Origin of the sequence: Clostridioides sp. ZZV14-6009 (assembly GCF_020658095.1) — a bacterium.
Taxonomy (GTDB): domain Bacteria; phylum Bacillota; class Clostridia; order Peptostreptococcales; family Peptostreptococcaceae; genus Clostridioides.
Map to the genome: position 1 here is coordinate 521,527 of NZ_JAGWDG010000002.1, position 22,924 is coordinate 544,450.

Annotated in this window: 22 protein-coding genes and 1 tRNA gene; 2 read left to right on the forward strand and 21 right to left on the reverse strand. The window is 27.1% G+C overall.

What is annotated here, in order from left to right; genetic code table 11:
* Window positions 1-104 precede the first annotated feature (104 nt).
* The 5 genes from KGF36_RS05760 to polA all read right to left on the reverse strand — a co-directional run bounded on the left by KGF36_RS05760 (window position 105) and on the right by polA (window position 5,920).
* Window positions 105-317, reverse strand: a complete 213-nt coding sequence (locus tag KGF36_RS05760; RefSeq protein WP_227434065.1) for a heavy-metal-associated domain-containing protein — start codon at window positions 315-317, stop codon at window positions 105-107.
* A 78-nt stretch (window positions 318-395) separates the two neighbouring features.
* Window positions 396-2,114 (reverse strand): ABC transporter substrate-binding protein, encoded by a 1,719-nt coding sequence (locus KGF36_RS05765; protein WP_227827062.1) that lies wholly within the window; start codon window positions 2,112-2,114, stop codon window positions 396-398.
* The gene (locus tag KGF36_RS05770) at window positions 2,114-2,668 is read right to left on the reverse strand and encodes a lytic transglycosylase domain-containing protein (protein ID WP_227827061.1); all 555 of its coding nucleotides are present in this window, start codon (window positions 2,666-2,668) and stop codon (window positions 2,114-2,116) included. The genes KGF36_RS05765 and KGF36_RS05770 overlap by 1 nt, the downstream gene beginning before the upstream one ends.
* Complete coding sequence (coaE, locus tag KGF36_RS05775; RefSeq protein ID WP_227827060.1) at window positions 2,661-3,263, reverse strand: dephospho-CoA kinase; 603 nt, start codon at window positions 3,261-3,263, stop codon at window positions 2,661-2,663. The genes KGF36_RS05770 and coaE overlap by 8 nt, the downstream gene beginning before the upstream one ends.
* 8 nt (window positions 3,264-3,271) lie before the next feature.
* On the reverse strand, window positions 3,272-5,920 hold the full coding sequence (polA, locus tag KGF36_RS05780) for a DNA polymerase I (protein ID WP_227827059.1): 2,649 nt from the start codon (window positions 5,918-5,920) through the stop codon (window positions 3,272-3,274).
* A 339-nt stretch (window positions 5,921-6,259) separates the two neighbouring features.
* Between polA and KGF36_RS05785 the strand changes: the two genes are divergently transcribed.
* Window positions 6,260-6,342 (forward strand) — tRNA-Leu (locus KGF36_RS05785).
* A 231-nt stretch (window positions 6,343-6,573) separates the two neighbouring features.
* Here KGF36_RS05785 and KGF36_RS05790 read toward each other — a convergent pair.
* A complete protein-coding gene (locus tag KGF36_RS05790; protein WP_227854595.1) occupies window positions 6,574-7,449 on the reverse strand; it encodes a LysR family transcriptional regulator in 876 nt (291 codons plus the stop codon).
* A 136-nt stretch (window positions 7,450-7,585) separates the two neighbouring features.
* Between KGF36_RS05790 and KGF36_RS05795 the strand changes: the two genes are divergently transcribed.
* The gene (locus tag KGF36_RS05795) at window positions 7,586-7,933 is read left to right on the forward strand and encodes a cupin domain-containing protein (RefSeq protein WP_227827057.1); all 348 of its coding nucleotides are present in this window, start codon (window positions 7,586-7,588) and stop codon (window positions 7,931-7,933) included.
* 321 nt (window positions 7,934-8,254) lie between these two features.
* Here the strand turns inward: KGF36_RS05795 and KGF36_RS05800 are convergent, their stop codons facing one another.
* The 15 genes from KGF36_RS05800 to zupT form a co-directional block, all read right to left on the reverse strand.
* Entirely contained in the window at window positions 8,255-8,596 is a 342-nt protein-coding gene (locus KGF36_RS05800) for a hypothetical protein (RefSeq protein ID WP_227854596.1), read from the reverse strand.
* Window positions 8,597-8,598: 2 nt separating this feature from the next.
* Window positions 8,599-8,796: a helix-turn-helix transcriptional regulator gene (locus KGF36_RS05805; protein ID WP_227434059.1), complete on the reverse strand. Its 198-nt coding sequence runs from the start codon at window positions 8,794-8,796 to the stop codon at window positions 8,599-8,601.
* A gap of 107 nt (window positions 8,797-8,903) precedes the next feature.
* Window positions 8,904-9,776, reverse strand: coding sequence for an AraC family transcriptional regulator (locus KGF36_RS05810; RefSeq protein ID WP_227827055.1), 873 nt, complete (start codon window positions 9,774-9,776; stop codon window positions 8,904-8,906).
* A gap of 333 nt (window positions 9,777-10,109) precedes the next feature.
* Complete coding sequence (locus KGF36_RS05815) at window positions 10,110-10,979, reverse strand: nitroreductase family protein (RefSeq protein WP_227854597.1); 870 nt, start codon at window positions 10,977-10,979, stop codon at window positions 10,110-10,112.
* Between the two features lie 510 nt (window positions 10,980-11,489).
* Window positions 11,490-11,711, reverse strand: a complete 222-nt coding sequence (locus KGF36_RS05820; protein ID WP_227827053.1) for a hypothetical protein — start codon at window positions 11,709-11,711, stop codon at window positions 11,490-11,492.
* Window positions 11,712-12,217: 506 nt separating this feature from the next.
* On the reverse strand, window positions 12,218-13,198 hold the full coding sequence (locus tag KGF36_RS05825; protein ID WP_227827052.1) for an SPASM domain-containing protein: 981 nt from the start codon (window positions 13,196-13,198) through the stop codon (window positions 12,218-12,220).
* 163 nt (window positions 13,199-13,361) lie between these two features.
* Window positions 13,362-14,234, reverse strand: a complete 873-nt coding sequence (locus KGF36_RS05830) for a metallophosphoesterase (RefSeq protein WP_227854598.1) — start codon at window positions 14,232-14,234, stop codon at window positions 13,362-13,364.
* 163 nt (window positions 14,235-14,397) lie between these two features.
* Entirely contained in the window at window positions 14,398-14,949 is a 552-nt protein-coding gene (locus KGF36_RS05835; RefSeq protein ID WP_227854599.1) for a helix-turn-helix domain-containing protein, read from the reverse strand.
* Window positions 14,950-14,969: 20 nt separating this feature from the next.
* On the reverse strand, window positions 14,970-15,872 hold the full coding sequence (locus tag KGF36_RS05840) for a glycyl-radical enzyme activating protein (RefSeq protein WP_227827049.1): 903 nt from the start codon (window positions 15,870-15,872) through the stop codon (window positions 14,970-14,972).
* 14 nt (window positions 15,873-15,886) lie between these two features.
* Window positions 15,887-18,259, reverse strand: a complete 2,373-nt coding sequence (locus KGF36_RS05845) for a glycyl radical protein (RefSeq protein ID WP_227827048.1) — start codon at window positions 18,257-18,259, stop codon at window positions 15,887-15,889.
* 215 nt (window positions 18,260-18,474) lie between these two features.
* Window positions 18,475-19,098, reverse strand: a complete 624-nt coding sequence (locus KGF36_RS05850) for a hypothetical protein (protein ID WP_227854600.1) — start codon at window positions 19,096-19,098, stop codon at window positions 18,475-18,477.
* Window positions 19,076-20,458, reverse strand: coding sequence for an ATP-binding protein (locus KGF36_RS05855; RefSeq protein ID WP_227850133.1), 1,383 nt, complete (start codon window positions 20,456-20,458; stop codon window positions 19,076-19,078). Before KGF36_RS05855 ends, KGF36_RS05850 begins: the two co-directional genes overlap by 23 nt.
* The gene (locus KGF36_RS05860) at window positions 20,452-21,165 is read right to left on the reverse strand and encodes a LytR/AlgR family response regulator transcription factor (RefSeq protein ID WP_227841994.1); all 714 of its coding nucleotides are present in this window, start codon (window positions 21,163-21,165) and stop codon (window positions 20,452-20,454) included. Before KGF36_RS05860 ends, KGF36_RS05855 begins: the two co-directional genes overlap by 7 nt.
* Before the next feature lie 243 nt (window positions 21,166-21,408).
* Window positions 21,409-21,963, reverse strand: coding sequence for a DUF2812 domain-containing protein (locus KGF36_RS05865; protein ID WP_227850132.1), 555 nt, complete (start codon window positions 21,961-21,963; stop codon window positions 21,409-21,411).
* A gap of 101 nt (window positions 21,964-22,064) precedes the next feature.
* The gene (gene zupT / locus KGF36_RS05870; protein WP_413840768.1) at window positions 22,065-22,856 is read right to left on the reverse strand and encodes a zinc transporter ZupT; all 792 of its coding nucleotides are present in this window, start codon (window positions 22,854-22,856) and stop codon (window positions 22,065-22,067) included.
* Window positions 22,857-22,924: the final 68 nt, after the last annotated feature.

Genomic DNA, 22,924 nt, shown 5'->3' on the forward strand with positions numbered 1-22,924 from the left:
AAAGGGGAGATAATAGTAATGTAAAATCAAACATACTCAATCTCCCCCATTTTTAGACCTCTATTACTCCCCCAATAGAGGTCTTTTTTTATTTTATTATTTTTTTATTCAATTCCTTTTAATTCAAAACCTAACTCTGCTATTACTTCTTTTAACTTATCAACTGACACATCATCTTTCATGTCTACAGATGCACATTTATTTTCTAAATCTACATCTAAAACTTCAACACCATCTATATCTTCTGTTAATGCAGTTTTAAGATGATTTACACAGTGTCCACAACTCATACCTTCTACTAATAGTTTCTTTTTCATATCAATTACCTCCTTATACCCTACAAGGGTATTTTATCATACAGTTTAAATTTTTTAAATATAAATTAATCATTTAATTTATTTTGATTCATTTGAGCTTATATCTAAGTTAGAGATTCCCTCATATACATCAAATTCATTTGGAGTAATTTTTCCTTTTAGTCTACTATTGCTTACAATATAGTTGTTTCTAATAGCTAAACTGATAAATGTTGCATTGTCTCTAACATACTTCTGTACAACTTTATATGCTTTCTTTGTTTCAATTTCAGATGCAGAACTTGTCAGTGCAGACATATATCCATTTAACTTATCATCAGTATATCCACTGCTTGCTATTATACTACTTACATCTGGTACGCTCGATAAATTCCACCCTACCAATGCTAAATCGTAATTTTTAGAATTAAGCGCACTTTCCATTTCTTTATCTGATAACTGATTTATTGTATTGTTTATTCCTATAGCTTTTAGGTTTTCACTTATTATATGTGATGTTTTTAGCCTCTCACTATTATCTTTATTTACTATTATTTTTAAATTCATTTCAGAAAGTCTTTTCTTTACTTCCTCTTTTTCTTTATTTTTTTTATCTTCAGCTTCTTTTTTTACTCTCTCAGCTTCTTCTTGTTCAGCCTTTTTTTGTTCTTCAGCAGTAAGTTTTTTTGTATTTTTTTTAGCTGATTTTTTTTGTTTTTTATCTACTTTATCATTTTTTGTATTCACTGCATTTATATTTGCATATTCTATTTTATTAAGATACTCAATTGCTTTATCTTTATTGTATTCTAAATCTTTCACATCACTGCTATAATATTTTGATTTTGAGTTAAGTGGAAAATTAACAGGAGTTGCATCATCCATATAACCTTCACTAATAATTCTATTTTTATTTATAGAATGTGCAATTGCTTTTCTAAAATTGACATCCTTAAAAAAAGAATTATTGTAATTAAATAATACACATTCATAATCCCTACCTTGATATTTTGTTATATTAAACTCTTTTTCTTGAAATTTGCTCAAATCATTCAGTGTAACATTTGTTATATCACTATCAAGAGCCATAACCATAGATGTTCTAGCATCTTCATTAGGAACCATTCCCACTTTTACATTTTTCATAGCTTTAGGAACTTCTTCATAGTAATCCTTGTTCACAGATAAAATCATTCCTTCTCTTTCTGTATATGATTCTATTTTATATTTCCCATTTCCTATCATATTATTATTTTTGTCATTTACATCTTTTGAATCTAAATGATTTTGAGATACTATTGGAAAAATTAAACTATCAATAGAAAAAGCATATTTAGCTTTAAATTTTATTGTAAAATCTTTATCTGATTTAATATTTACAGAAGCTATATTTTTTGTAAATTCATTATATGGACTTTCTGCACTTTTTTGAATTAAACCAATTGTATAGTTTACATCATTTGAAGTAACAGCTTTTCCATCATGCCATTTTGCATCGTTTAGCTTTATATCTATACTCATTCCATCTTGAGCTATATTGTACTCCTTCACTAACTGAGGAGTTACATTATAGTTTTCATCTATTGTAAACAAACCATCATAGATTAAGTTCATTATGTAGCCAACAGACTTATCAGTATTTGTTATAGGGTTTATAGTCTTAGGAGTCACCATCGTTAAGTTTATATATTTGGCATCTATAGAGCTTTGACTTTTAATACTTGATTCGCTACTACTTTGTTTTGTTTTTGTATTACTACAACCAACTATCATAAGAGTTATAGCTAAAATTACTGTTAAGACTTTTATTTTCTTCATTAGTTTTTCCCCTTCTCGCCATATATCTTATTATAATTTTTATAATTATTTTTTACTTTTTCTACATACTTTGAAGTTTGTTCAAAAGGTATATCATGTAGATTCTTTCCATCTTTACTATATTCGTTATTTTCTAACCATTTCTTTACATTACCTGAACCACCATTATACGCAGCTATTACTAAATCCAATGAACCAAATTCTTTATATAATTTATTTAAATACCAACAACCAATTCTTATGTTAGTTTCTGGGTCAAAAATATCGATATTTTCTAGATTCAGTTCTTCCGCTCCCCAATCTCTAGTCATGTCTAGTATTTGCATTAACCCTTTGGCCTCTTTTTTTGAAACAGCAGAGCTATTAAACTTACTTTCTGCTTTTATGACACTGTAAACTATATTTTCATCTAAATTAAATTCTTTAGAATATTTTTCTACATACTCTGAGTATTTTTTAGGATACAAAAACTTATGTATTATTTTACTTTCCATTAATAGTGCCCCAAATAAGATTATAAAAATAGATAGAATCAATACTTTCTTATTATTCACGCCAATTCTCCTTCATGTATTCAATAAATTTGTATACTTTATTCTCTAATTCAGTTATTGTTCCCGAATTATCTATTATATAATCACCATATTTGGATTTTTCTTCCTGACTCATTTGTGAATTTATTCTGCTAAGTGCTTCTTGTTTACTACAATTATCTCTCTTTTGTATTCGGCTAATTTGTACTTCTTGTTTACAAGTAACCACTAATAGCTTATCTACTATTTCCAAAAATCCACTTTCTACTAATATTGCTGCATCTAATATTACTATCTTTTCGCCTTTTTTTCTGGCTTCTTCTATATCACTTATTATTTTTTCTCTTATTATTGGATGTGTCAGATTATTTAACTCATTAAGTTTTTCTTCGTCATTAAAAACTATTTTCCCAAGAGCTTTTCTATCTAAAGTCCCATCATCCTTTTTTATATTTCGACCAAAATGTTTAAATACTGCTTCTAATAACAACTTATCATCAAATATTTGTCTAGATATAATATCTGCATCCACTATAGTAATGTTAAATTTTCTAAATATATTTGATAGGCTGCTTTTTCCACAGCCTATTCCTCCTGTAAGTCCTAATATCAACATAAAATCACCTACTTTGTCTCATACCACGAACTACCAACATTTAAATCTACATCTAAGTGAACATCCATATTTACAGCATTTTCCATTTCATCTTTTACAATTTTTTTAACTATATCTATTTCATCGTCAATTGCTTCAACTATCAATTCATCATGAACTTGTAGTATAAGTTTTGATTTCAAATTATTTTCTTCTAACTTTTTGTGAACATTTATCATAGCAATCTTTATTATATCTGCTGCACTTCCTTGTATTGGTGCATTCATTGCAAATCTCTTCCCTCTATTTCGCTCCATAAAATTGCTAGACTTTATTTCTGGTATATATCTCCTTCTGTTTAAGATAGTCACAGCATAACCATCTTCACTAGCCTTTTCTACTGTAGTGTCCATAAACTCTTTTATCTTATGATATTTAGCAAAATAACTTTCTATATACTCTTTTGCTTTTGGAACAGGTATATTTAAATCATCCGCCAATCCAAAATCACTTTTACCATATATAATACCAAAGTTTACTGCCTTAGCTGCACCTCTTAGCTCACTAGTTACATCTTCCATAGAAACATTAAAAACTTGTGAAGCTGTTTTAGTATGAATATCTTCATTATGTTTGAATGCTTCTATCATATTTTCATCTTGACTCATATGTGCAAGAACTCTAAGTTCTACTTGTGAGTAATCGGCGTCAACTAGCTTACAATTTTCATCTGCAATAAACACCTTTCTTATTTTTCTACCCATTTCCATTTTTATAGGTATATTTTGAAGATTTGGTTCTGTAGATGAAATTCTTCCAGTAGTTGTTATAGTTTGATTAAATGATGAATGAATTCTATTACTTTCTGGATTTATTATGTTTAGAAGACCTTCAACATAAGTAGAATTCAGCTTTACTATTTGTCTATACTCAGTTATTTTATCGATTATTGGATGTTTATCCCTTAATTTTTCTAAAACATCTGCATTAGTTGAGTATCCAGTCTTAGTTTTTTTGATTATTGGAAGTTCTAATTTTTCAAACAATATAACACCTAATTGTTTTGGTGAATTTATATTAAATGGCTCTCCTGATAATTCATAGATTTCCTTTTCTAGTGTAGAAATTATTTCTTTAAACTCAATGCTTAGGTCATCTAATATACTCTTATCTACTTTTATACCTTCATACTCCATATGTCCTAAAACTTCCACTAAAGGCATTTCTACATGATAAAAAAGACCATCCATACTCATATCGATTAAACTTCTTTCCATCATAGGAATTGTTTCTTTAACTGTGCATATTATTTGCCCCATATACTCAGCCAACTCTTCAAATTCTAAATCTTCGTAGTTCTTAGATTTAACACCTTTACCTAGTAATTCTTCTTTTGATTTAACTTTTTTTGATAAGTATTTCATAGCTATAGCACTACAGTCATATGAGGTAGATGAAGTAGAATCTATTAAATACTCAGCTATTGTTATATCAAAATTTATATTTTCCAAGTTTATATTATATGGCTTTAAAGATATATAATCATCCTTTAAATTATATCCAAATTTCTTGATTTCTTTATTTGAAAGTATACCATCTAATTTTGTCATCTCATCTGAATCTATATAATATATTTTTTCTCCATCTACACTTATAAAGATATATATTATATTTTTTTCAAGTATATTACCTTGTCCTCTAACAGTTTTTAAAATAACTTGTCCTTTTTTATTTACTTCGTCTATAAATTTATCTATATCTTTTAATTTTAATATTTCTATTTTTTCTTCTACTTGTTCAGTATCATCTGAGTCAACCAAATCAACTAATCTTGATAAAAGACTTGTAAATCCAAAATATCTAAACTTATCTAAAAGTTCATCTTTATCATAATCGCCAAAAATCATACTATCTAAATTTACTTCTATTGGTACATCCCTTATAATTGTTGCAAGTCTTTTACTTTGAATGGCTATTTCTTTATTTTCTTCTATCTTCTTTTTTACACTTCCTTTAAGTTTATCTGTATTTTCTATTAAATTCTCTATGCTAGAAAACTCTTTTATAAGTTTTATTCCTGTTTTTTCTCCTATTCCAGGTACTCCTGGTATGTTATCTGACTTATCTCCCATAAGCCCTTTTAAGTCAATAAACTGAGTTGGAGTCATTTCATATTTTTCAATTACAGAGTTAAAGTCATATTCTTCAACTTCTCCTACACCCTTTTTTGTTATAAGAGTAGTAGTCTTATCTGAAGCAAGTTGAATGGCATCTTTATCTCCAGTTACTATGTATACCTTATATCCATTATCCTCTGCTTTTTTAGAAACAGTTCCTATAATATCATCAGCTTCATAACCATCTATTTCTAATCTATTTATTTTAAATTTATCTAAAAGGTCTTTTAGTGGCTGTAATTGCTCCGCTAATTCATCTGGCATTCCCTTTCTTCCTGCTTTATACTCTTTATACTCTAAGTGTCTAAATGTAGGTGCTTTTCTATCAAAAGCTACACTTATATGTGTTGGTTTATATATATCTATTATTTTAAACAACATTGTCGTAAATCCGTATATAGCATTAGTTTTTAAGCCTTCTTTATTATTCATTTCTGGCAAAGCATAAAATGCTCTATTTATTATTGAATTTCCATCTATTATAATTAATTTTTTTTCCAAATTATATCACTCCTAAAGATTCTCTATTTTTGTAACATATATATTATATACCAATATGCTATTATTTAATATTCCCATAATAATAATAGTATATTAAAATTAAATATGTTGCAAACAATATATTTTTTTGCTATAATAATAAACATGACATGACCGAGTGATGGAATTGGTAGATGCAATTAACTCAAAATCAACTGTGTTGATTCATAAGTTTGCGTAAGAAAATGCTAGTATTTATGATATTTTGACAGTTTAATGAGTGTTTTGTATTCAATATTCCTCTTGCATGTTCTCAGAAAATCTGGTAGGATATACAAGTAGTTTGGATTTAAAATATAAGCCGCTGTGGCGGAACTGGCAGACGCATACGACTCAAAATCGTACGGGAAACCATATGGGTTCGAGTCCCATCAGCGGCACCAATAAATTAAAACTCTTTGGTTTAGACTAAAGAGCTTTTTTATTGCCATATTCCCTAAATATTCATTAAAACTTATTCTTTTACTTTCAATATTATGTATGGAAATAAATGATTTTTGATTTGTTTCTAGCTTTTATTCAGTAAACTTCAACTTATCCAAAATATGCAATTATGACTGCTTTAAAGTAGTCTATATTTTCAATTCGTGTAACATAACCAATTTAAAAATACTCTAGTGCATCTGTTTAACAATAGAAATAAAATCACAAAGATTCTTAGACATCCACTTATCTTTATGATAAATGAGTTGAGAAACAATGTTATAGTTTGTAGAATATGGAACCTTAATTAATTCATGCCTTTTTAATTCTTTCTCTACTGCAAGCTCTGGGAGAAGACACAATCCAAGACCACTAAGCACTGTTTGCTTAATTACCTGAATACTCCCTGTTTCAAGAACTATTTTAGGAACTACAGCTGATTCAGATAATTCTTTTTCAAATAGACTTCGATAACAACAGCCCTCCCCTGTTAAAATAAAAGGAATATCTTGAAAGTCTTGAATAGACACATTTTCTTTTAACACTAGTTTACTATCTGGAGCAGATAAAATACATATTGGCTCATCATTTTTCAATACAGAAACAACAGACTTATCAGTAACAGGAGAATCAAGGATAAACGCAACATCAATTGTATTGTCTGCAAGTAATGGAATAAAATCAGATGAATCCAAAGTCTTCAAAAACAAATCAACATCAGGATATTTCTCTTTATATATTTTAATAATTTCAGGTAGTTTAAAAATACAAATAGATTCTGAAGCCCCAATAACAATACGCCCTGAATCAGTGTGGTTTTCATACATATTTTTAATATCAGATGAAAGTAGAATCATTTTTTTTGCATAGGGAATTAACATTTCTCCTTCTCTAGTTAGTGTTACACTTTTTCCTATACGCTCAAAAAGACGTACATCTAATTCTTTTTCTAGTTGCTGTATCTGAGTCGTAATATTTGATTGTGCATAATTAAGATATTCAGCAGTTTTAGTAAAATTTTTGATTTTACTAAGTGTTAAAAAGGTCTTCAGATGTTTTAACTCCATATTTATGACACCTCCAGTATTATCTAAATTTAAGATTGATATAATCTAATCAATCTATTTAACAAATAGTCAAATAAATGTTAGCATATACATATACTAAAAGTCAAATAAAACCAATAATTACAGGAGGCTTATAATGTTAACAAAATCTAATATAATTAAAGAAGTAAATAATATCGAACAACTATACATCTATAAAAAAATAGGAATTATCAATAATAATGTACTAAGTGTTGTTCAAGTGGCAAATAGAAGCTTAGATTTTCATATTCATGAAAAATCAGATGAACTATTTTATGTAATCGAAGGAGAGTTTGAGTTAGAAACTCAAGAAGGATTAACAAAAGTTGAGGAAGGAGAATTTATTATTGTACCCAAAAATACACTACATAGACCTGTAGTTAAAAAACTTACAAAATTTCTAATGGTTGAATTGGATGGAACTCTTAATAAAGAAAACAGTGGCGATTTATATGAAGATTAATCCCTTTAAAAGCATATAGAAATTACTCTGAAATAAAGTACTACAATATTTTTCTTTAAAGCCTATATAATCTTTATCTATAAAAAAGCCACAAAATATAATATATACTTGTGGCTTTTTATAAATTTGTATATATAATTATTAAAGATATCATCTGAAATTATCTTAAAAATCTAAAACTTAAAACGTTAATATTTTTATTGTGATTTTTAATTTTTTATTACAACTTTTTATCCAATTTATTATATACAACTACGCTACAAATAAATTGAAATAAAAGAAGTAACCCAAGCCCAATTAAAACCCATTTACTTATTACCATTACTGAGAATACACTAATATAGATACTATAAATATAATAATCACTAAAACATAAGACATAATTTGGTTGGTAATACGTCCAGATTTATCACGTAACATAACTCTTCTCTCATCATTCATCTCTATTATTTGATTTTCTACCTTTTTCTCATATTCTTTAGCCCTTTCAGGTTTACTCCAATATATATACTGGAGTATCATACATATTCCAGGACCTAAAGATGCTCCAGCAAGTCCCCATATAAAAGCTTCAAATGAAAATTCTGTCAATGTAGCTAATAAAATAAATAAAACTCCAAAAACAAGATAAACAATACCTATATATAATCTGTTCTTTTTCATTTTTACTCCTCCTCATAAATAAATATTTCTTCAATACTCATATCAAAATATCTTGCTATTTTAAATGCTAAAATAATTGATGGGTTATATCTGCCATTTTCTAATGAACCAATAGTTTGTCTTGAGACTTGTAAGGCAATGGCAAGCTCTTCTTGCTTTATCCCTTTCTTTTTTCTTATTTCTTCTAATCTATTTTTCACATTTATCACCTTAAATCATTTCATTTTATGTAAAGTTTACTTTCCATATTTCACAAAAAATAACAGACTATTTTTAGTCTGCTATTTTAAAATTTCATCTTATTTCTCTAGTTTTGAATTTGTTTCTTAATTGGAATCCAAACTTCTACTGTATAATCAGGAGCATTAATATCACCTTTAGGATAAAGTTCTATATCTGGTAAACTAGCATACTCATACCCAGAACTTGGTAGCCATTCAGTAATAATTCTTTTTTGCAATTCCTGTATAGCAGTAGCATTTGGCATTGGAGAAACACATTCAAATACTGCCCATGTACCTGATGGTATAAAATATTCATAAGTATTTTCTAAAGTATGTCTATCTGTTGGTGCAGCAATATAATAGTCTAAGTCCTTTCCATTCATACATGTACTGACTCCAAGTAATCCATAAGGTTCATGATTTATTAATTTCAAAAGTTTTTCAACCATTCCATTTTGTATAGATTTAGCCCATAACTTGGGAACCTTATCGAAACATTCCTCTACAATCATATTCATATGTTCTTTTACTCCAACAATACGAAATCCCTTTTTTTCCACAATACGATATTGCATTTCTACATTTCCCTTTACATAAATAGTTAAGGTTATCCTAGGATATGCTTTTAAAACAACGCCTTTCGCTCTAGCAGCAGATGGAGAAATATTATGTATGTTTTGAAAAGCCCTATTAAAAGATGTAGGCGAATCATAACCATATTTCTCAGACAGCTCTAAAATTTTGATATTACTGTTTTGTAGTTCAAGTGCTGCCTTAGTCATACGTCTACGTCTAATATATTCAGACAAAGGTACTTCTGCAATATATGAGAACATTCGTTGAAAATGGAAGGTGGAACAACATGCAATTTTTGCTGCTTCTGCATAATCCACTCCACTTTCAAGATTGTCTTCAATGTAAGTAATAGCTTGATTTAATTTATTTATCCATTCCATTTAACATTCCCTCCAAGCAAATTATACAGTTTAATAAAATAATATACCTCTCAATCTATGCACAAAATTGTAAGCTTTAAAATACTATTTCAAAAATAGATACAGATTCAGTTTAAAGTATAACATTTACTCATTTAGCTATCAATTTTATATTGGCTTTATATCAAATCCAATAATTTACATTAATAGTCCTCTTTTACATAAAATTTGTCAACTAATAATGCTAAAATTAAATTATACAACAAAAGAGTTCAAAGACATTATTCTATATAATGTTATTGAACTCTTTATAGAAATTAATTTAAGTAAAACTAAATTAAATATTAAACTGTTTTATATATTACAATATCCAACTATTTTATATTCTTCTGGTATTTTATAATCTTTATCTGGAGTACCTAAATTCCATTTTAACTCAAACATAGTTGCACTTATTATTGTTGCAAAATAAAGCATAACTATACCAATATCTATTTTTTCTTCATATAAATTAGTATGACCATCTTTTCTAACTGCTAAAACTACAACTCCTCCATCAACTATAAATCTCCATGGCTGTCTGTTTAATGTAGATGGAGCTAATCTTGCATAATGGAATACATCAAGAAGTGCTCTCTCTTCTAATATATTTGTATTTGCATTATTTCCCCACTCATCCATATAAACTACTTCTTCTACACCTAAACGAGAAGAACTATTGTCTGAAACAACTTGCATATCAGATTTTGAATAATTCTCACCAGTCTTTGTAGCATTTAGTACTTTAGTATTGCTTGCATTTTCTCCATATCCAATAGCAATAATTCCTGTTACCTCTTTGTCTGAGTCAATACCAAGTTTATCTAATACCTTTTTGCTATCCTCAAAAGTAACCCAACAAGAGCCTATTCCAAGGTCTGTTACCTTAAAAATTATATTTTCTCCTATGTATCCTGAATTTTCGATGTAATTATCTTTTACTTCAGATAATATTATAATATAACTTGGTGCATCTATCATATTTCCTTTATATCCTGCTATTTTATCTAAATTGTCAAAAACTTCACTTCTATTCATTACTCTTATATCAACTTCTATCTCTGGAACTAGTTTCTTACAAGATTCTGAGTATTTCTTAATCTCACTAAGATACTCTTCTTTAATATCTGTCTTTTTATATTCTCTAACAGACTTTCTATTTAATATGATTGTTTTATAATTCATAATTTTATCCTCCCCAAACTAGTATATTATTAATTATATACCCATTAATGTAATATTTTACGCATTTGCTTAATAAATAATAATTACAATTTTGTAATTATTATTTATTAATAATATTCCACTTTTACATTCATAATGACCAGTTGTGCAAAATCCATTGCCAACCTTCAAATAAAAACATATTATAAAGATAATATAAAATAAAATAAACAAACAAATCTTAACAAAAAATTAAACTTTTTTTACACGAAAGAAGGCTTCCCGTTGCCTTCTTTATTTTTTTACAAAAAAATAGACTGCTTCTAAAATGATTTTACATTTTTGAAACAGCCAAAGTATTTTATAATGACAACTATATTTGAGGATGTGAGGGAGAGTTGTCATTATAAATTTAGGGTAATTATATTATGTTTTAAGCTAGTTCTTTCTATATTTCTATAATACATTACATATATGAATTTTATATGATATTTGTATAAACGACATATGAAATTATATATTTTAATTATATTAAATCTTATTATTACATTTACTGCAACAATACTCATATGTCTCTACATTGTTTGGAATATTTACAAATACAAATTCTTTACAGTTGTCACAATACTTTAGTATAGATATAGTTCCACAAGTGTAACATTCAAATGTCACACACTCCTCACTCTCTTCTATTACTTCAAATTTTTTACTATGCTCACCACACTCTGGGCACTTGCGATTATTTACATTCATAAATACTCCTCCTTATTAGTATAGTTAAAAACATGTCAAAAACTTAATCAAATGTATTTTATATTACTTATTATATATTCTATAATAAATCATATTCCTAGATAATAAAACAAATTAAATAAAAAAAAACCATAAATTTTAAATTTATGGATTAATTCTTGTAATGATAACTCTATTTGAGGATGTGAGGGAGGGTTATCATTACAATAGGGTATTATATTATGGTTTTTAAGCTAGTCTTTCTATACTCTATATAATACATCTGTTATATGAATTTTATATGATTTTTACATAAATATTTTATGAAGTTTAAAATTTTTAACTAATTTTGTCTCTGTAAAAAGTTCTCTAAAAATCCATAGCATCATAAAAAGCCAGCATTTAAGTAAAGTATCATAAAAAAATTTGTTCAACAATCTTAACAAGTTATATCACCTCATTAACAATTATTGACACAAAACTAAACAACCAATCTATAAATTATTCCTAAAACTTAATTTTGATAATTATTGATATACAATTTCTAGATTATCAATCTTATTTTGCATCTCTAAGAAAATTTCCTCAACTGAATTGTCAAATATATTGCCTAAATAAACTCTTTTATCTTTTTGAATGGAATAAGATTTTACACTGCCGTCAGAAGAAATGTATACATGGCTCCATTCTGCACCATATTTTGAAAATCTTTCTCTTATATCTTTAAACCTCATATCTTCTATTTTTATTGCTTTTCCTCTAGCTCCTCTTACTACTGTATGTCCTCTTTTTATTAAACTAGTTATTTTTATATCTTCTTTTAATTTAACATGTATGTTGTCATTCTCTGAATATACATTCCATATTACTTTATGACGATAATCATCTAATTCTCTTATCAAACTTCTTTCAATAGTAAAACTATCTTTAGTTACTATAATTAAATCAAAATGGTCTAGCATATATTGAAATACTACTTTCATATCTTTATTTTTTAGAATATCTTCACCAATAACTTCTATAAACCTACATCCTTTTTCATACATACACTTTAATAAGCTTATAACTTCAGAAAAATATTGAACCCTATTGTCATTACCATCTATCTCTATTGTAAAGTATAAAGGTGTAAGATATACTTTATTTCCTGTTATCTCAAAAACACTTGATAATGTTTGTGCCTCATCTTCAAAGGTTAAATACTCATTATCATAAAACATAAAAAATTCCATAACTTTATCTCTCATATCAGGGATATTTCTGTATCTGTTGGATAATATATCTAATACATCTTTAGTAGTATTTTTCCCATCACATTCTGCTAGTACAACAACTTGCTTCCAACTTAAACTATCCACACTCCCTATACTTTTTTCATATCCATTTGCCTCATCATAAATGGGACCAATTATGATATTTTCTTTTGGCCACATATGAACTCTAGTTCCATCTTTTAATTTTGGATATTTGTTTTTTACAGATTCATAAAATCTACTCATATCACCCATGATTTTTGACTACCCCCTATATTTTAAATATTACATGCTAAAAATAGCATTTTATTTGAATTAATCAAATAATTATTAAAAATTTATAATTGTATCTATTTGATATGGTTTTACATCAATTTTATATATATGTCATTGATGTTTATATACACAAAAAACCTTATTAATTAGACCTTAATGTAATCCTTACTACTTCTGGTTTACAATTAAGTCTAATAAGAACTTTTGAGCCTCCTAAGCCTTTATTTAAAACCATAGTGCTACTACCTTTTTCATATTTTCCCCAGTCATACTTAGGAAAAAACTCTCTATTTGGAGATAGTACACCTCCAACAAAAGGTATTCTTATTATACCGCCATGAACATGACCAGCCAGAACTAAATCAGCTCCCCATTTTACATATTTTTCAAAGAAGAACGGCGTATGAGCTAAAAGTATATTATACTCATTTTCGTTTATTTTACCTAACTTATCTTCTACGAAATTGTCACTCAATTCTAACTTTTTATTATTAACAAAAAAATATGGATAGCATCCCAATGGTATGATTAAACCATATAGATTAATATAACTATCTCCTTTATATATTCTTACAGATTCATTTTCCATATTTATTATTTTTTTTGAATACAATTCCTTAAAATAATCCTTATATAGATGTTTATATTTTTTTATTAAAGATTTTTGTTCATGATTTCCAACTATATGGTATACTTCATATTTTTTTACTAAATTATCAATTAAATCTAATGCAATTTGAAAATTTTTATTTTCTCCATCAACTAAATCTCCTGTTATAAATATAACATCTGGATTTAAGGATTCAATTTTATCTATCAATGTTTTGTTATTGTTTTTGTCAAATACCTTATTATGTAAATCACTTACTTGAACTATTTTAAAGCCGTTAAATTCCTTTGGAATTTTTTCATTAAATATGGTATATTCTGTTGTTTCTATATGTTGAGTTTCATACTTATACAGAATATATAAGATTGCTAATACTAATACTGTCAATAAAACTTTCATAATCATATATTCTTCCTCTTTATTATATTTTATTAATATTATTATAATGCTTTTATGTTTATTTTAAAACAATAATGTTAGTACATGTATACAAATCTTTTCGACATTACAAAAATAAGTTATCCATTTTGGTAATAAATATTTATTCCCAAAATGGATAACTATAAAATTATCTATAAACTTCTATATTATGAAATACAGTTTTTCCATTATTTAAATTTTTATATAAATGTTCTAGCGTCCCATCAAATCTAATTGAATGTCCAGACCCTAAAATATAAGTTTTTCCATCTACATTAAGCTCAAGTTTACCTTCTATTACAAGTACATACTCTTCCAGAACATGACTATGTGTAGATGAAACATGTGTACAATTTGCTTCAAGCTCAATTATAAAAAGTTCAAACCTTCTTTGAGGGCTAAAAGGATATATGGGATATAACTTCATATTGCCTTGCTGTTCAATAATAGGTTCCACATCCTCTTTTTTTATAACCTCATAAGTGTTTGTATTTTCATTTAATAGTGTTGTAAAATTTATTTTGAATCCAGATGAAATTTTCCATAAGGTAGATACAGTGGGGCTCGATTCACCTCTTTCAATCTGTCCCAGCATTGCTTTACTAACTCCTGTCATCTTTGAAGCTTTATCTAAACTTATGCCCATGTCTTGCCTTAATAACCTTAAATTTTCTCCTACATTAGGAAATTTATTATCCATGTTAAAATCCTCCTGATAGTCTATTTGTATTCTATGATTTTTACGCCTGTAAGTTCTACTATCTCTTTTAATTTTAACATATGGCTATTGCAAATTTCATCAAATTCATACATATAATCTTCAAGCCCTAATGCTTTATATTTATCAAGTCCAAATTTATGATATGGAAGTAATTCCATCTTTCCACCTAAAACATTTTGTTTTACAAATAATGCAGTGTTTCTTATATTTTCTTCACTATCATTCACTCCAGAAATAATTGGTACTCTTATAACCATAGATTTGTTTAATTTTGAAAGTCTACATATATTTTCTAATATTATCTCATTACTTACTCCTGTATATGCTCTGTGAACATTATCATCCATAGATTTTATATCTACAAATATATGGTCTATTTTTTCAAAGACATCTTTCACTTTATTCCACTCAAAATATCCACAAGTTTCAATTGCTATGTTTATACCTTTATTATAAAAAACATCAACTAATTCTCTTAAAAAATCAATTTGAAGTGTGGGTTCTCCTCCAGAAAAAGTTACTCCTCCGTTAGACTCAAAGAAAAATATAAAATCTTTTTCAACTTCCTTTACAATCTCTTCAACACTCATTTCTTCAGTCATTATACAGATAGCATCATTGAGACATGTTTTAACACATCTTCCACACAAATCACACTTATTATTTATTTGACTTCTATCAGATAATGAACTTATATTTTGAGGACAAACATCTATACACCTATTACAAGATATACACTTATCCTTCATAACTCCTAGCTTTACTATATTACTCCATGAGTCTGGATTAGAACACCACTTACATTTTAATTTACATCCTTCTAAAAATATAGTAGTTCTTATTCCATCACCATCATTTACTGAAAAATGTTGTACCTTTACAACTTTACCTTTTTTACTCATAATCTACCTCATAATTAAAATTTACTATGTGAGTTTCTAGCTATTATAGCATCTTGCATCTCTCTTGATAAATTAACAAATTGAGTACTATACCCAGCAACTCTCACTAATAAATCTTTATATTCTTCTGGATTTTCTTGAGCTTTTAATAAGACATCATTTGATATTGTATTAAATTGTACATGGAATCCACCTAGTGCAAAATACGATTTGACCATAGAAGCTAGGTTTCTAAGTCCTCTTTCTGTCTCAACCAAATCTTGATTAAATCTTAAATTTAGAAGTGTTCCTCCAGTGTGAACATCATGATTTATTTTTGATGCAGATTTCATAGCTGCTAATGGACTTGTTGTATCAGTTCCGACAAATGGAGAAACTCCTTCTGTCAAAGGTTTTGTGGCTTTTCTTCCACATGGAGTTGCACCTACTATTTTTCCAGTTGGAACATAGTTTGATATACCCATAAATGCACTATTAAATTTAGAGCCAAAAATATCCTTATATTTTCTAGTTTCACTATAATAAAAATCAGAAACTTCAATAGCCAATGAATCTACATAATCATTGTCATTTCCATATTTAGGAACATCTAAAGCAAGCTTTCTTAATTCTTCATAGCCTTCCCAATCATTATTTAATGCCTTTGTTAACTCTTCTAATGTAGTAACCTTATCTTCAAATACTAATTTTTTTATAGCTGCCAATGAGTTTGAAACTACACCTAATCCTATACCTGTTAAAACAGGTCCTATATTGTATTTTGCTCCACCTTTACTCAAATCAACACCTTTATCCAAACAACCATCTACACAAGTAGATAAAAATGGTCTCGGTACTATTTCTTTATGAATTTGTTGAGCAACAGTAGTTCCTATAACAGAATTTTTTATAAGATATGCTAGTTGCTTTAAAAACTCTTCTTTAACTTCTTCAAAAGATGCAAATTCGTTGATATTTTTTACATCTAATCCCATTTTTTCTCCAGTTAATCTACTCTTACCTTCATTCATAGCATATTCCAGTGCTGCTGCAAAATTAATATTTACTGCTGAAGTCCATTGACCTGTCTTTCTAAAGTGAGGAACAACACAACCACAATTGCTCCAATCTCTTGCATCTTCTGCATCATATCCATCTTGAAGTAACATTTGTGCTCCTGCACTATCACTGTGTATAGCAGGAAAACCAGTACCTTGTTTTACCAATTTCGCAACTGCCATAACAAAATCATCTGGTGCTCCCTGACTTATTCTAACACTTAAACCTGGTTGATGAGTTTTTACACTTTCTGTTGCCTTTAAACACATATATGAAATATCATTAGTTCCATCAGTTCCATTTCTCTTTTTGCCACCAACAGTAAGGTTTTGAAATTGGTTGTATCCTGCAAAATAATTTGCTGTATTTGCTGATATTGTCCATACCCACTCTGATAGCTTAATCCATAGAGCCTCTATCAACTCTTGAGCCTCTGATTTAGTTATATTCCCTTCTTTAGTATCTTTTTCATAATATGGATACATATATTGGTCAAATCTACCTAAGTTCAATGCTAATGGATTTTCAGATAAAACACCACCTAATTGCACAAACCATACAAATTGTATCGCTTCATAAAAACTAGTTGGAGGATTTGCTGGTACATTCTCACATACTTCTGATATTTTTATAAGTTCTAACTTTCTTTTTGAATCTTTCTCTGATTCACTCATTTCTTTTGCAAGTTTTGAATATCTATTTGCCAATGTCATGATACCATCTGCAACGATAGAAACAGACTTATAGAAATCTATTTTTTCAATATTTTCTGAAATTGAGATGTCTAGTTCTTTTATCTTCTTATCTGCTTCTTCCTTGATACCCTTATATCCTTTTACAAATAATATATCTTGATAATCTGGAGTTACTTCCCCTACTGCCTGTCTCCACTTAGAATCATTATCTATTATTCCTGTATCTACCAATATCTTAGCTGTATCTTCTGGAATTCTTGCTAAAAAAACTTCTTCCAAAGATTTACCCTTCCAATATGGAAATATCTCTTTTCTTATAAATTCTATTTGATCTTTTGATATTACATATGGGTCTTGAGTTCTTTCATCAAAAGTATCCATTTCCTTATCTACCCATTGCCAAGAAAATTCTGGTGTTAATATACCTGTTCTTCTGAATTTACCAGCTGTACCTACAATTAATTCATTCTCAAATATTTTTATAGGAAGTTCTTTACATGCATCTAAAAAAGCTTTTGCTCTTCTTATACATATGGCTTCTCCCTCAGTCTTTTTATGTGATTCTGTAAAAATTCTAGCCCTTTCACAACATATCATAGGTTTAGAATTAACATATTCTTGTCTAAATGCTTCTATTCTATCAGTTTGACTCATTTAAAATCCCCCTTTGGATAATATACATTAATTTTTGTATGTTATAACATACTTTAATTATATTATACTGTCCTTTAACATGAAATGGCAACCATAAATAATGTATTTTTGAATAAAAATACTTGCCTAAATATAAGACATGCACTTTATTTTATAATTTAAATCACAAATTTCTCTATAATACATTTCTACAGTGCCATAATTTTTTTATTATATTAATGATTTGAAATATCAAACTCATATTCTAAACTTAGTTTTAAAACCTTAGTAGATTTTTTAACTTTGTTAACTTCAACATGTATATCATTCATATAAGGAAGCTCTACAGAGCCTACACCTTCATTAAATGTTTTTATAACTGCATCTGCAAATTCTTTCTCAGTTAAATTGGAACTAGTTAGTGACTTAAATATGTTGTATATAAAGTTAATATACTTATCCCTTTTATCTAACTTATCATTCTCAGGATATTCTTTGGCACATAGAATGTCTACCACTGCCTTTCCTTCTTTCTGATCTTCAGACATAGAGTAAAATAAACTTCTAATATCTTTTTCGGGTGGAGTTTCAAATCCATTTATAGATACTACAAAACTACCATCTGAATTTGAATTAGCGATCTTATAACCACTATCTGTTATAACCTTTGAAAACTTTTGAGATAAATCTTTTTTAACTTCTTCCAATCCTTCTACAGTATTAGCTTTTTTTGAATAATCTTCAAACAGTTTAATAGAGTCATCTTTTTTATCTTCAATTGAGTTATTCGATGAATTTTCACTAGCTTGCTCTAATATATATGCCCCAACTAGTAACTTAATCGACCCAACTGTCAGCATCTTGATTCAATGGTATGTATATATTTAGTATAAATTTGTCTTTCTGATTTTCAAATAATAATTCTCCATTGTACTCTTCTAAAGACGATTTAATACTTTGAATTCCTATTCCATGTATAAATTTATCCATTTTGTCTGTTAACAATATATTTTTATTAGAAATAATATTATTTGCTTTACTATTCTCACATTTAAGTACAAAAAATGATTTTGTTATAGTTCCTTTAATTCTAATATATTTATCAATATTTTCATCTGATATTTTCTCACATGATTCTATTGCATTATCTAAAATATTGGCAAATATACTTGATACATCTATAGGTTTTATAAAATCAACTTTTGAAAAGTTTATGTCACAAATAAATTTAATTCCCTTTTTTGTAGATATTGCACTCTTTTCATTTATTATAATGTCTAATATCATGTTTCCTGTATTATAAATAGATTTAAACTCTTTAATTTCATCTTTTAAATTATTTACATACTTATTAATTTCTTTACCATCACTTTTAAGATTATCTATACAACAAATATGATTGTTTATATCATGATAAAGCTTCTTAACTCTCATATGAGATTCTTGGATACTTAAATAATGAGCATATTGCATATCTAACTTATTTTTTATTAATTCATTCTGAGATTTTAACTTATTATCTTTTATTATTTGCCTAAACAATAATATGAGAACAAGGCTACTAGCTCCTATTACCTTTGGATTTACAAAATTCTCAAAATAATATGGTTCTGAATGTAACCATCTAAACCGTTCTAATTTCCTTGATATATAGACTCCAATTATATTCATTGTGTTGGCTATTAAAGCAAATAATAAATATACATAATTTCTTTTATCTTGACTAAGCAATTTTAATCGATTATACAAAAAACTAAGTATCATATATACAAATATAATAAATAGATTCCTGTATATGTAAACTTTCATATTATCAGAATAAGATGCTAAAAGCCACTCTTTAGATGAAACAACATTACCTGTAACTACAAAAAATAAAATTCTATCTGCAACATCTTTAAAACAGTCATAATAAATATTAAATAGCAAAAAGAAAATTATGTATTTAATATATCCTATGTTGTAAAAATAATTATAATATATCCCCCAGACAATAAATACTATAACATCAATCAAATAATATATATTATTAATATAATTTTCTTGTATATTAAATAATATAGTTATTTTAACTACAATATAAATTATTCCCAATAAAGTATAAAATACAATTTGTTTGTCTTCTTTATTATCTTTTTTATAAATTAATATCCTTTTCATAATAATAAATCGTACACATATAGATACAATTAATAATAACTCAGACATAAAATTTAACATATTGTATCACCAAGAAATTTTAAAAATTTCTCCTTAACCTCTTTATACCTATATCTACTAATGGGTACTTCTTCGCCACTTTCTAAAATAGCAATATTTGGCTTTATGTTTTCTACATAACTTAGATTAACTATAAAGCTTTTATGACATCTTACAAATTTATCTAGTTTTAAATCTTTTTCTATTTTTCCTAGACTATACTTCACTCCAAAACCCTTATTTATTGTGTGTATTAACATATCTTTTTTTTGAATCTCTATATATTTTATTTCATTTAAATAAATCTTGTATGTATTAGACTTGTTCTTTATTACAACGTAATTACTTTTATTTGTTTCAATATCTTTAATACAAGTTAATATATGTTTTTTTAATTCCTCTAATTCTATGGGTTTTAGCAAATATCTATAAGCTCTTACTTCATACCCTTCTTGCACATAATCTATTAAAGAGGTTATAAATATTATCTCCATTTTATTATCCACTTCTCTAATCTTTCTTGCAGTATCCATTCCATTCATTTGCTCCATTAGTATATCAAGAAGCAGTATATCTATATCTTTTAAGCTTCCTTTAAGTAAATCTTCTCCAGAACTATATTTTTGTACTTCATATTCTATATTCATAGTTTTTAATAGATTATCAAGATATTCTTCTATTAAACATTGTGTTTCTTTTTCATCTTCACAAATTGCTATCCTAATCATAAGTTCCTCCTAATGCACTTTCTTATTACACACTATTAGAATTTTTTTATTGAGATATTTAAATATGATTTTAAATATCTGATACCTTAGAATAACATTTTTAAATTATTCTTATCAATACTCAAGATTCAAATAAAATCTAAAAGATTATAACTGATATGAATATATATAAAGAATAACAGTTATTGATAAAAAAAGTGTCTCAAAATAATTTTTCAAAATTATTTCGAGACATTTCTCCCTTTATTTATTTAATTTTTTAATCCTTAAGTAATACATTATTCTTCTATATAATTGTACCAAATACAAAGTTAATAACATAATTTGTAATGCGATAGTACAAATATCTACTCCATAACCATTAAATAAATTTCTTATTTCAGTGAACAATAAATATATAAAAATAACTACTAAAATAGTAAATAAAAATAAATTCATGAATAAAATTGATTTTACTTTATCTTTGTTATCTAAACCACTATATAATTTAGGAGGTACATCTTCATATGTTTTAGTCCATACATACCATGAAGATGTACCTATAAAACTACCAATACTTCTAAATATAAGGTTCCACCCTCTAGACTTATATTTATTAAAATAATCTTCCTCAGCATCATAATAATAATCAATAGCGTATTTTATTTTTCTTGGAGTTCCTTTATAAAAATAAAAGATTCCTCCAAGTTTACTTATCTTATATAGGTTATATCCTTGTTCTTCCATATCTTCTAACCATTCTTCTATCCTATCAGGTGAACTATACCAATCAAATTTAAACTTCATTTTCTTTTCCATAAGATTCACCTCCAAAATGATATTTTTGACATATAATAATCTATTTTAATAATTATATCATTTTGATATTAATTTTAGGTTACAATTAGATATCTAAAAATCTATTTAAATAGCAATAAACTAATAGCCATGACAATCATTCCTGCAATTAATCCATAAATTGATAAATGATGTTCACCATATTCTCTAGCTGATGGTAGTAGTTCATCAAGGGATATAAATACCATAATACCTCCAACAATGGCAAACACAATTCCAAGTGTAGTATCATTTAGAAAATTTCTAAGAAGTACATATCCAATAATTGCCCCTAAAGGTTCTGACATTCCAGATAAAAAAGAATAATAGAAAGCTTTCTTTTTATCTCCTGTAGCATAATACACTGGTACAGATACAGAGATTCCTTCTGGTATATTGTGTATAGCAATTGCTATAGCTATTGGTATTGCTATTGTAGCATCATCAAGTGCTGATATAAATGTAGCTAATCCTTCTGGAAAATTATGAATTGCTATAGCCATTGCTGTAAATATCCCAGTTCTTAAGAGAGATTTATTTTTTTGTATATTTTTTTCATCCACATTTTCCATTTTCTTTATCTCATGAGGATTTTCTTCTTGAGGAATTAACTTATCAATAATTGCAATGATAGCCATTCCTGCAAAAAAAGCTATTACAGTTGACCAGCTTCCTAATTTTTCTCCCATAGACTTCGTTAAAGCATCTTGTGCCTTAGGAAATATTTCTATCATAGATACATAAATCATAACACCAGCAGAAAATCCTAAACTTACAGAAAGAAATTTAGTATTGGTCTTTTTAGCAAAAAACGCTATACAACTTCCTATTCCAGTAGACAAACCAGCAAACAAAGTTATTAAAAACGCAAACATTATATTACTCAATTAAATCACCTTCTTTTTTAATTGATATTGATTATCATTTTCTTTTATAATATCAT